The 11,293-nt window shown below is 64.6% G+C and carries 13 protein-coding genes; 10 read left to right on the top strand and 3 right to left on the bottom strand.

Annotated elements, in window-relative coordinates; all coding sequences use genetic code 11:
• On the bottom strand, window positions 1-543 hold a 543-nt coding region (locus VFZ66_25230; GenBank protein HEX6292514.1), incomplete at its 3' end, for an FAD-binding oxidoreductase.
• A gap of 348 nt (window positions 544-891) precedes the next feature.
• Between VFZ66_25230 and nhaA the strand changes: the two genes are divergently transcribed.
• Window positions 892-2,250 carry a Na+/H+ antiporter NhaA gene (gene nhaA, locus VFZ66_25225; protein HEX6292513.1) on the top strand — a complete coding sequence of 453 codons (1,359 nt, stop codon included), beginning with the start codon at window positions 892-894 and terminating at the stop codon, window positions 2,248-2,250.
• A gap of 18 nt (window positions 2,251-2,268) precedes the next feature.
• Here the strand turns inward: nhaA and VFZ66_25220 are convergent, their stop codons facing one another.
• On the bottom strand, window positions 2,269-3,030 hold the full coding sequence (locus VFZ66_25220; GenBank protein HEX6292512.1) for an ABC transporter permease subunit: 762 nt from the start codon (window positions 3,028-3,030) through the stop codon (window positions 2,269-2,271).
• Window positions 3,017-3,937, bottom strand: a complete 921-nt coding sequence (locus tag VFZ66_25215; protein HEX6292511.1) for an ABC transporter ATP-binding protein — start codon at window positions 3,935-3,937, stop codon at window positions 3,017-3,019. Before VFZ66_25215 ends, VFZ66_25220 begins: the two co-directional genes overlap by 14 nt.
• 93 nt (window positions 3,938-4,030) lie before the next feature.
• On the opposite strand from VFZ66_25215, the gene VFZ66_25210 reads away from it, so the two are divergent.
• From VFZ66_25210 to VFZ66_25170, 9 genes are all read left to right on the top strand, one after another.
• The gene (locus tag VFZ66_25210) at window positions 4,031-5,008 is read left to right on the top strand and encodes an NAD(P)H-quinone oxidoreductase (protein HEX6292510.1); all 978 of its coding nucleotides are present in this window, start codon (window positions 4,031-4,033) and stop codon (window positions 5,006-5,008) included.
• Window positions 5,009-5,478: 470 nt separating this feature from the next.
• Window positions 5,479-6,129, top strand: coding sequence for an ABC transporter permease (locus VFZ66_25205; protein HEX6292509.1), 651 nt, complete (start codon window positions 5,479-5,481; stop codon window positions 6,127-6,129).
• Between the two features lie 34 nt (window positions 6,130-6,163).
• Window positions 6,164-7,174, top strand: coding sequence for a glycine betaine ABC transporter substrate-binding protein (locus tag VFZ66_25200; protein HEX6292508.1), 1,011 nt, complete (start codon window positions 6,164-6,166; stop codon window positions 7,172-7,174).
• A 63-nt stretch (window positions 7,175-7,237) separates the two neighbouring features.
• Entirely contained in the window at window positions 7,238-8,227 is a 990-nt protein-coding gene (locus VFZ66_25195) for an ABC transporter ATP-binding protein (protein ID HEX6292507.1), read from the top strand.
• A 10-nt stretch (window positions 8,228-8,237) separates the two neighbouring features.
• Window positions 8,238-8,450, top strand: a complete 213-nt coding sequence (locus VFZ66_25190; protein HEX6292506.1) for a DUF2283 domain-containing protein — start codon at window positions 8,238-8,240, stop codon at window positions 8,448-8,450.
• Window positions 8,451-8,456: 6 nt separating this feature from the next.
• On the top strand, window positions 8,457-9,089 hold the full coding sequence (locus tag VFZ66_25185) for an ABC transporter permease (protein HEX6292505.1): 633 nt from the start codon (window positions 8,457-8,459) through the stop codon (window positions 9,087-9,089).
• A gap of 39 nt (window positions 9,090-9,128) precedes the next feature.
• Window positions 9,129-9,881 carry a 6-phosphogluconolactonase gene (gene pgl, locus VFZ66_25180; protein HEX6292504.1) on the top strand — a complete coding sequence of 251 codons (753 nt, stop codon included), beginning with the start codon at window positions 9,129-9,131 and terminating at the stop codon, window positions 9,879-9,881.
• On the top strand, window positions 9,874-10,551 hold the full coding sequence (rpiA, locus tag VFZ66_25175) for a ribose-5-phosphate isomerase RpiA (GenBank protein HEX6292503.1): 678 nt from the start codon (window positions 9,874-9,876) through the stop codon (window positions 10,549-10,551). Before pgl ends, rpiA begins: the two co-directional genes overlap by 8 nt.
• Window positions 10,552-10,589: 38 nt before the next feature.
• The gene (locus tag VFZ66_25170; protein HEX6292502.1) at window positions 10,590-11,165 is read left to right on the top strand and encodes an HD domain-containing protein; all 576 of its coding nucleotides are present in this window, start codon (window positions 10,590-10,592) and stop codon (window positions 11,163-11,165) included.
• Window positions 11,166-11,293 lie beyond the last annotated feature (128 nt).

The raw sequence follows: 11,293 nt of genomic DNA, 5'->3' as shown, positions 1-11,293 counted from the left end.
CGCCGCGAGTGGCCGCAGCGTCGTCTCGCTGCCGTCGCTCAGCAGCACGCGCAGCTCCAGCACATGATCGATCGTTTTGCCGTAGCGCAGCGAGTAGGCGCCCGACGAATTGTTGGCGATCATCCCGCCGATCGTCGCACGGTTGGACGGCGATACATCCGGCGCGAACGTGAGGCCGTGCGGCGCTAGCTCGCCGTTGAGATGATCGAGCACGATGCCGGGCTGGACTCGCACCCAGCCTGCGGCGGCGTTTAGCTCCACGATCCGGTTGAGATACTTCGAGAAGTCGAGCTGGATCGCTTGTCCGACGGTCTGCCCCGCGAGGCTGGTCGCGCCGCCACGCGCCACGATCGGGACGCCGTGGGCGCGAGCGATTGCCAGCGTCGCGCGTACCGCGTCGAGCGTGCGCGGCACTACCACCGCCACCGGCTCGATCTGATAGGGCGAGGCGTCCGTGGCGTAGAGCGCGCGGCTGATGCGATCGGCATAGACCTCGCCGTCCACGCTCCGCCGGAGTTCCGCAAAAAGGGCATCGCTTGCCATGCCGCTATTGTAGCACTGTCGATCCACTAGACCCAGATAGGGAACACCTTTGATTTGACATAATATTATCTGTGTTGACGTTACACGGCTGGCTTTGTTACAATAAGTAAGCGTCTGATACATATTCCGAGAGATATTCGGCATTGTTCTGCGTCGGCCTGGGATCGCGGAATGTTGGGGAACGCTCCCCAGAACCCCGGCCTGACGACGCGCTCATAATCATCGCAGATTAAAGTGAATACCGGAGGCTCGGCTCCCTAATTCCGAGCATGGTGGAGGCTGTCACATAGGGTTGTGCTGCCTCCATTTTGTGTTGTCGGCACAGCGACGTAAGGATAGGGCAGACATATGGCTGAGCAACGAAGTTTTCTAGCGCCGCATTGGAGCGCGACTTCGATCGCGCGCATCCTTGGTCCGATGCAGCGGTTCATCAATCGCTCGGCTTCCAGCGGGATCGTCTTGATGCTGGCGACGGTTGCCGCGCTGCTGATCGCTAACTCCGGCCTGGCGCAGATGTACAACGACGTGCTGCACACCGAGATCGGGCTGAGCGTCGGGCCGTTCGAGCTGCGTGAAGATCTGCTGCACTGGATCAACGATGGGCTGATGGCGATCTTTTTCTTTTTGGTCGGGCTGGAGATTAAGCGTGAGGTCAGCGCAGGCGAGCTATCCAGCCTGCGTGCCGCGACGCTGCCGATCGTCGCGGCGGTTGGAGGCGTGATCGTGCCCGCCTCGATCTACATGCTCTTCAACTTTGGGGGCATTGGCGCGCGGGGCTGGGGCGTGCCGATGGCGACCGACATCGCCTTTGCGCTGGGCTGCCTGGCGCTGCTCGGCGATCGGATTCCGTTTGCGCTGAAGATCTTTCTGACCGCCGTGGCGATCGTCGATGACCTGATCGCGGTGCTGGTGATCGCCTTTTTCTATTCGAGCGGCCTCAACTTTATGGCGCTGGGGCTGGGCTTTGCGCTGCTGGCCGTGCTGGTGCTAGCGAATATCTTCGGGATTCGCAGCTTTCCGCTGTACATCGGCCTGGGCCTGCTCGTCTGGGTCGCGTTTCTGGAGTCGGGCATTCACGCCACGATCGCGGGCGTGCTGATCGCGCTGACAATCCCGGCGCGCAACCGGATCGACGCGCCGACGTTCGTGCAGCGCACCCACGCGATCATCCACGAGTTTCAGCAGGGCGATCTCGAAGCGACCGCCGTGCTGACCAGCGAGCGCCAGCAGAGCGCGGTGATCGAGCTGGAGGAGCTATGCGAGCAGGTGCAGGCTCCGCTGCAAAAGATCGAGCACTCGCTGCACAACTGGGTATCGTTCGTGATCATGCCGATCTTTGCCTTTGCCAACGCGGGCGTTGCGCTCTCGATCGGCAACCTTGGCGGCGAGTCGGTCTTTGTATCGATCGGCATTATCCTGGGCCTGACGCTGGGCAAGCCGATCGGGCTGCTGGCCGCGTCCTGGCTGGCCGTACGCGGCGGCATCGCCGCGCTACCGCCCGGTGTAAGCTGGAGCCACATGCTCGGCGCGGGCATTCTGGCCGGGATCGGCTTTACGATGTCGCTCTTTATCGCGTCGCTTGGCTTCGTCAACCCGGATGTGCTGGCGACCGCCAAGCTCTCGATCCTGATCGCGTCGCTGATCGCCGGTAGCGCCGGGCTGCTCTACCTCAGCCGCGTACAGGCGGTCGCGCAGCCTGAGGAGTAAGCGCCTCCCGCGCATCGATTAGCGCAGCAGCCGCTCGAAGGTGACAACGCGCAGCGCGACCAGCGTGGCAATCAGCGCTGCCACGGCAAATACCGCTGCCAGCAGGAGCAGCTTGAGCGTCCCGCCCGGCAGGAGCAGCAAAAAGCCGACGCACAGAAAGATCGTCGGCACGAAGAGCGCGCCGCTGAGGTTGTTGGCCGTGCGGAAGTCTCGCGCCAGCAGGCTGATCAGCAGCGCGCTCGCCGTCGAGTAGGCCAGCGCGCACAGCAGCAGCAGCAGCAGGCCGAGCACATAGCCGATCGAGGCGATGCCCAGCGCCAGGATCAGCGCGGCGTCGATCAGGAACAGCGTCAGCGTGACGCCGCCCGCCAGCAGCACGATCACCAGCAGCTTTGCCAGCAGAATTTGCCCCACGCGCACCGGCAGCGCTACCAGCAGCTCGATCGTGCGGTTTTCGCGCTCGGCGATCATCGTGTAGTTGGCGGTGATCGACGGCACCATCAGGCCGCCCAGCGCCATAAACAGCGGCAGCAGCAGCGCGCGCAGCATCGCCTTGGGATCGTCGCCGATCTCGGCCAGGCCGGGCGGCAGCGGCGCACCCGGCGGAAACTCGGTGTTGCTGCTCATCGGCACTCCGGCGGTAAACGCCAGCATTTGCAGGCCGGGGATGATCAGCAAAAGGAGCATCGGCAGCAGCAGCGCCGTCAGCATCGCGCCCCGGCTGCGCAGCAGATGCCGCCACTCTTTAGCCATCAGGATACGAACTTCACGCGCGATCATGGCTGCTCCCCATAATGTCCAAAAACAAATCTTCCAGGCTGGGCCTGATCGTGTGGCACTCATAGACGTTGACGTTCGCCGCCAGCAGCGCGCGCAGCATCTCCGGCACATGCTGCTGCGGCTCGTCGAGCGTCAGCCGGACCTCGCCGTCGATCAGGTTTGCGGGATGGCCCAGCTCGCCCAGCGCGGCCAGCAACCGCTGCGGACCTTCGACGGCTGCCAGCATCACCTGCGGCTGGGTCCTGCGCCGAAGCTGATCGATGCGCTCGTGAAGGAGCACCTGGCCGCCGCGCAGGATGATCGCGCTCTCGCAGAGCGCCTCCGCCTCGGCCAGATTGTGCGTGCAGAGCAGCGTGGTGCGTCCCGCCATCATCTTGCGCAGATAGGCATGGACCTCACGCGCGGCAACCGGGTCGAGCCCGACGGTCGGCTCGTCGAGCAGCAGCAGGTCGGGCGCGGGCAGCAGCGCCGCCGCCAGCGCCAGACGCCGCTGGTAGCCGCCTGATAGCTGCGCCATCGGGCGGTCATGGTAGTCGCTCAGGCCGAACGCCTCAACGACCTCGCCCACGTCGCCGCGCCCGTAAAGCTGCTGGACCAGCCGCAGGTACTCGGAGACGGTGATGTCGCGGTACATGCCCGGCCCCTGGGGCACGATCCCGACGCGCCGCTTGGCCGCCAGAAACGTGGGCTCGTGTGCCGCCGCGCCGTAGATCCGCGCCGTGCCGCCGGTCGGGTTGAGCGCGCCCGTCAGCAGGCGGATGATCGTGGTTTTGCCCGCGCCGTTCGGCCCCAGCAGGCAGGCGCGCTCGCCGGGAGCGATCGTGAAGCTGGCCTGGTTGAGCGCCTGCACGCCGCCAGGAAAGATCTTGCTGACGGCAGCGACCTGGATCGGCGCTGGATCTGACATATACGCTGTCATGCTTGTTTGCCTTGCATCGCGCTTGAACAATGATGCTATTGTACTAGCGGTGGTGATCTTTGATGCAACCGGGAGCGAGCGATGCAAGCGATGACGATTACGCAGCCGGGCGGACCTGAGGTGTTGCGTCTGTGTGAGATGCCGACGCCGGAGCCGGTCGCCGATCAGATCCGGGTGCGGGTGTGTGCCACGGCGCTCAACCGTGCCGATCTGGTGCAGCGCATGGGCCGCTATACCGCGCCCTTCGGCGCGCCGCAGGATATTCCTGGCCTGGAGTTTGCCGGATCGGTCGATGCGGTCGGGCCGCTGGTTGAGCGGCTGCGTCCGGGAGATCGAGTCTTTGGCATCGTCGGCGGCGGCGCGTACGCCGAGTATCTGCTCACGAGCGAGCGTATGGCCGTGCCGATTCCCGCGAATCTCGACTGGGAGCAGGCGGCGGCAGTGCCCGAAGTCTTTATGACAGCGCACGATGCCCTTTTCACCCAGGCGCGCTTCACGTCCGGAGAGCGTGTGCTGGTCCACGCGGTCGGCTCAGGCGTTGGCACGGCGGCGATCCAGTTGATCCGCGCGACCGGCGGGATCAGCTTCGGCACGGCGCGCTCCGCCGACAAGCTGCAAGCGGCCCGCGATCTGGGCCTGGACGTGGCGCTGCCCGCCGAGGGCTGGCCCGCCGAGCTAGAGCGGCAAACATCTCAATCGGGCGTGCATGTCGTGCTGGACTTTGTCGGCAGCGCCTATCTTGCCGATAATCTAAACGCGCTCGCAACACGCGGGCGGCTGGTGCTGATTGGCCTGATGAGCGGCGCGCAGGCGCAGATCGATCTGGGCGTGATCCAGCGGAAGCGGCTTCAGATGATCGGCACGGTGCTGCGGGCACGTCCCCTGGAAGAGAAGATCGCCGTGACGCAGGCGTTCGAGCGGCAGGTGGTGCCGCTGCTGGAGCGCCGCAGCGTGCGGCCCGTCGTCGATCGCGTGTTTGAGCTGCAAGACGCGGCAGAGGCGCATCGCTACATGGAGCAGAATGCCAACTTCGGCAAGATCGTGCTGCGAGTGGCGTAGCCGGGAAGAACAAAACGAAAGAACCGGTGCCATGCTCAAAGGGAGCACGGGGAACCAAGCACCGAGAACCAAGAGCCGGGAGCACATTCTCCCCCTCGCCTGCGCACACGAGCGGGAACGGGACCCGCGAGGGCGGGGAAGGGGAACGCGCGGCAGCGCCGGGGTGAGGGCCGCAGCTTGAAACTTGAAACTTGGAACTTGAAACTTGGTTGGATATTTCCAACACCACGGCGGCGGAATGGTGTTATGATGGTAATGCCAGCGCCCAAATGTTCGGCGCTTCGGATTCCTGCGCTCCGCATTGGTGCAGCGCCAGGACGATCTGGAAGCTGCTTCTGCCCCCCAAGCTCGACCGGGCCGCTGGTTACGGATCGATCGCCTGAGCTGGCGCAAAAAGGCTCGGCAAACAGCGCATCAGGAAGGGGAGCGGTTGGGCAATGCTTCCAGCCCCGGCCTGACGGCGCGCTACGATGGACGCCATGAACGAGCTGCGGGGAGCACTCACCTATTTTCTTGACAACCAGGCGGCCTTTAGGGAGGCGCTTACGGTTCATCTGCGCCTCAGCCTGACAGCGCTGGCGATTGCGCTGGTGCTGTCTGTGCCGCTCGGCATCTGGGCGGCCAGGCGGCGGCAGGTGGCACAGCCGATCATCAATCTGGCGAACGCGCTGCGTGTCGTGCCCAGCCTGGCCGTGCTGTTTCTGGCGCTGCCCTACTTCGGCATCGGCTTCACGCCCTCGCTGATCGCGCTGACGGTGCTGGCCTGCCCGCCGATCCTGATCAACACCTACGCCGGATTCCGCTCGGTCGATCGGGCGGTGATCGAGGCGGCCTATGGCATGGGCATGGCCTCCCGCCAGGTGCTGCGCGCGGTCGAGTTTCCGCTGGCGCTGCCGGTGCTCGTCGCGGGCGTGCGCATCGCCACGGTCGAAGTGATCGCCAGCGCCTCGCTCGCGGCGTACATCGCCGGGGGTGGGCTGGGCGAGTTCATCCAGCGCGGCTTTGCCGTCAACAATCTGAGCATTACGATCGCCGGAACAATTCCGATTGCGCTGCTGGCGCTCCTGGCGGATGCGCTCCTCGCCGGAGTTCAGCGGGCGACTTCGATTGCCGCCAGGTAAGACGCCTGGCAAACTAGAAGCGAAAGGCATCACCATGCGATCTAAAGGTTCTTGGACCCGCATCCTGGGTTTGTTCGTCGTTCTGGTCTTCATCATGACCGCCTGCGGTCAGGCCGGAACAACCACCGACGGCGGCGCGCCCGCTGGCACGACGACCGCGCAGACTTCAGCGGCGACCGATCAAACCGCTGCCGCTCCGTCGGCGGCGCCGGCTTCGGGCGGCGGCCAGACGATCAAAGTCGGCTCAAAAAACTTTACCGAGGAGTTTCTCCTGGGCGAGATGTACAAGCAACTGCTGGAGGCCAACGGCTTCAAGGTCGAGACGAGCTTCGGCCTCGCCTCGGAGGCCGTGGCGCATCAGGCGCTGCTCAACGGCGAGATCGATCTCTACCCTGAGTATACCAGCACGGGCCTCCAGGCGATCCTCAAGATGCCCGCGCTGAAAGATCGCAAGGAGATCTTCGATACCGTCAAGCGCGAGTATGAAAAGCAGTTCAACCTGACGTGGCTGGAGGCATCGCCCTTCGAGAACAATCAGGCGCTGGCGATGACCAAGCAGCGCGCCGATGAGCTGGGCATCAAGTCCTACTCCGATCTGTCGCAGAAGGCCGGCGAGCTGGTGCTGGGCGGCCCGGCGGAGTTCTTCGAGCGTGAGGACGGCGTCAAGGGCTTGCAAAAAGCCTACGGCGGCTTCGAGTTCAAGGAGAACAAGCAGCTCGATCCGTCGCTGCGTTACAGCGCGCTGCAAAACGGCGACATCGACGTTGTGGTCGCCTTCAGCACTGACGGCGAGATCGGCGGTCTGGACCTGGCGCTGCTGCAAGATGACAAGCAGTTCTACCCGCCCTATCAGGTCGCGCCGGTGATCCGCCAGGATACGCTCAAGGCCAATCCGCAGATTGCCGATATTCTCAATGGGCTGGCTCCCAAGCTCAAAGATGAGAAGACGATGGCGACGCTGAACTATATGGTGGACGGCCCCGACAAGAAGGAGCCGGAGGAGGTTGCCAAGCAGTTCTTGACCGAGCAGGGCTTACTGAAGTAACCGGGGTGTCGAAAGCCGTGGCGGCGGAGCGCTCGCTGCGGCTTTCGCGCTGTCTGGACGGGTATGACACAGACTTTTGCAATCGTCGCCGAGGACGTTTCCAAGCAATTTCCCAACGCTCCTAGGCCGTCCGTCGATCGCTGCTCGTTCTCGGTGGAAGAGGGCCAGTTCATCGTGCTGCTGGGACCGTCCGGCTGCGGCAAGACGACGCTGCTCAAGATGATCAACCGGCTGTACGAGCCGACCGGCGGGCGTTTGCTGGTGAACGGCGCGGATGTGTCGGCGATGCCCGTAACCGCGCTGCGTCGTCAGATCGGCTATGTGATCCAGCAGACCGGCCTGTTTCCCCACATGCGCATCGCGGACAATATCGCGGTGGTGCCCCGGCTGCTGGGCTGGAAGCAGGATCGGATCGACGCGCGCATCGACGAGCTGCTCGATCTGATCGGCCTGCCGCGCGACTACCGCAGGCGCTATCCGCGCCAGCTCTCCGGCGGCGAGCAGCAGCGCGTCGGGATTGCGCGGGCGCTGGCGGCAGATCCCAAGATTATGCTGATGGACGAGCCGTTCGGCGCGATCGACGCGATCACGCGCACGCGGTTGCAGGACGAGCTGCTGTCGATCCAGCGCAAGCTGCACAAGACGATCCTGTTCGTGACGCATGATGTGGACGAGGCGCTACGATTGGCCGATAAGATCATCGTGATGCGCAAAGGCCAGATCGTGCAGTTCGACACGCCGCTCAAGATTTTGACGCAGCCCGCCGATGCGTTCGTGGGCCAGCTTGTGGACGCCGACGATATGCTGCGCCATCTGAGCCTGATCAAGGTCAAGACTGTGCTGACGGCGGTCGAGGCCAGTTCAGAGGCAACGCCCGACGAGCTGCGCATTCACGACGACGACGATCTCCGCTCGGCGCTGTCGCTGCTGCTGAGCGCAAGCGGCGAGACGCTGGCGGTAGTCGACGAGGCCGGGCAGGTGATCGGCCATCTCAGCTTCGACACGATGCAGCACGCGCTCCGCCGCGCTACGCCGCCGGTTCCGGCCAAGTAGGGTTTGAGATATGGCGCAGGTAAAGGTATTTTACGATCGTGAGGGAAACACACTGACGGTCTGGTTTGAAGATCCGCAGGCTGAGTACATCAGCGAGGAAATCGGAGACGAAGTCATTTTGATGAAAACCCAGACAGGCCGCGTGATTGGGTTTGAGAAGCTGAATTTTTCGGATACGACGGCTGAACAGGTACGTGTGGCATTTGAGACGATCGCTGCCTAAGACCGTATGCAATACTTGATCAATAACTTTGATGTCGTCAGGATGCGCTTCGGCGAGCATCTGCGCCTGACGCTGATCGCGCTGGCGATTGCGCTGGTGATCGCGCTGCCGCTCGGCGTGCTGCTCAGCCGCGTCAAGTGGCTGGAGGGGCCAGTGATGAGCGTCTTGAACCTGCTCTACACAATCCCCAGCCTGGCGCTGCTGGTGCTGCTGGTGCCGTTTACCGGCCTGGGCGCGGATACGGCGATCATCGTGCTGGTCGTCTATGCGCAGGTGATCCTGGTGCGCAACATCGTCGTCGGGCTGAATGGTGTAAGCCCCGATATTGTCGAGGCGGCGCGCGGCATGGGCATGAACGGCTGGCAGCGCTTCTTCCGCGTCGAGCTGCCGCTGGCGCTGCCGGTGATCATCGCGGGCGTGCGCATCGCCACGGTGACGATCATTGCAATCGCGACGGTCGCGGCGCTAATCAACGCCGGTGGCCTGGGCCGGATTCTGTTCGAGGGCGTGTCGCGGCGCTCCGAGTCGCGCATCATCGCCGGTAGTCTCGCGGCGGCGGCGATGGCGGCGATGGCGAATGTGCTGCTGCGGCTGCTCGAATGGCGCGCCACGCGGGCGATCCGGGGCGACGAGGCATAAACTGTGCTACACTAAGCGCGCAGAAGTGAAGGAGCGCGCATGACTCATCGACAGATTCGGATCTTTCCCGATGCCGCAGCGCTCGCCGATGCCGCAGCGCGCTATATTGTCGAGCGCGCGCAGGCGGCGGTAGCCGAGCACGAGCGCTTCACGATCGCGCTGTCGGGCGGCTCGACGCCGCGCGCGGTGTTCGAGCGGCTGGCGGAGCCGTCGCTGATGGCGCAGATGCCGTGGACCAAAACGTATGTCTTCTGGTCCGACGATCGCGCTGTGCCGCTCGATCATGCCGATAGCAACTACCGCATAGCCTGCGAGGCGCTGCTGAGCCACGCGCCGCTGCCCAAAGATCACATCAAGCCAATGCTGGGGCTGGGAGAGGATCTCGACGCCGCCGCCAGGCACTACGAGCGGGTGATTCGGACGATCGTGCCTGGCTCGCCGCCGCGCTTCGATCTGGTGCTGCTGGGCATGGGGCCGGACGGGCACACGGCCTCGCTGTTTCCGCACAGCCCGCAGCTAGACGCCGCCGACGCGCTGGTCGTCGCTACGCCGGTCGCGTCGCTCAAGCCGCATGTACGCCGGGTCACGTTTACCGCGCCGCTGATCAATGCCGCTGCCAAGGTGCTGTTCATGGCGGCGGGCGCAGATAAAGCCGCGACGCTCCAGCAGGTGCTCGAAGGGCCGTCGCGTCCCGCAGATCTGCCGTCGCAGCTGGTCGCGCCGCGCTCCGGCACGCTGGTCTGGATGCTCGATCAGGCAATCGCCCAGGAATTGAACCAGCCGTATGAGTGAGCGCTCTCCCAAACAGCTCGCGGCGCTCCACGCCGCCAGCGCCGTCCAATCCGGCATGCGCCTGGGCCTCGGCAGCGGCTCGACCGTCTATCTGATCGTGCAGGCGCTCGGCGAGCGGCTCGCGCGCGGTGAGCTGCGCGATCTCCAGGTGGTCGTCGCGTCGCGCTGGACCGAGGATGCCGCGAAAGACGCGGGGCTGACGATCGCCACGCTCGACGATTTGCCGCAGCTGGATCTGGCGATCGACGGCGCGGACGAGATCGATCCGCAGCGCAACATGATCAAAGGCGGCGGCGGCGCGCTGCTGCGCGAGCGGATCGTGCTGGCGGCAGCCGCGCAACGCATGATCGTGGTCGACGACTCGAAGCTGGTGCAGACTCTCGGCGAGCGCTGGGCGGTGCCGGTGGAGATCGTGCAGTTCGGCTGGCGCGTTCCCGAAGCCGCGCTGCGGCGGCAGGGAGCGCAGCCGGTGCGGCGCATGGACGGCGCGCAGCCGCTGATCACCGACGAGGGTAACTTCATCCTTGACTGTGCGTTCGGGCCGATCCCCGATCCCGCCGCGCTTGACCGGCGGCTGCGCGCGATTCCGGGAGTGATGGATCACGGCCTCTTCATCGGTATGGCCGACCGGGTGATCGTCGGCGGGGCGGACGGCGTGCGTGAATTGTAAGAGGTTCGTCGATGCAGGTCATGCCAGATCCAGGGCGCTTGGCCCAACAAATTCAGTTTATCGTCGAGCTTGATCAGCTCAAGCAGGTGCTACGCCAGACGCTCCTCATCGACGGCTCGCGGCGTGAGAATAGCGCCGAGCACTCGTGGCATCTGGCGACGATGGCACTGGTGCTGGCCGAGTACGCGCCGCCGGACGTGGATCTGCCGCGCGTGATGAAGATGCTAGTGCTGCACGATGTGGTCGAGATCCGCGCGGGCGATACCTTCTGCTACGACAGCGCGGCCAACGGCGATAAAGCGGAGCGCGAGCAGAACGCCGCGACGTATCTGTTTGGCCTGCTGCCGCCCGATCTTGGCGGTGATCTGCGCGGGCTGTGGGAGGAGTTCGAGGCGCTGGCAACGCCTGAGGCACGCTTTGCCAATGCCCTGGATCGCTTGCAGCCGCTGCTGCATAACTATCGCACGCAGGGCGGCACCTGGCGCATCCACGGCATTACCCACGATCAGGTGCTCCGCCGCATGAGTCCGATTCAGGAGGGCGCGCCCGCGCTGTGGCCCTACGTGCTCCAGGTTATCGATGAGTCGTGTGCGCTGGGCTATATTCGTGGCTAATCCTCGTCGCGGCGCTCTACTCGTCGGTCAACTGCTCCTCAGCCAATAATTGCTCCGCCGTCTCCGGCGTGATCAGACGCGACGGGACCAGCCGCCGCACCAGCTCGCGCCACTGCGGCTCGCGTGCT

It is taken from the genome of Herpetosiphonaceae bacterium, assembly GCA_036374795.1.
Taxonomy (GTDB): domain Bacteria; phylum Chloroflexota; class Chloroflexia; order Chloroflexales; family Kallotenuaceae; genus LB3-1.
The sequence above is the reverse complement of the archived record's forward strand: the minus strand, read 5'-3'. Positions and strand labels throughout refer to the sequence as shown.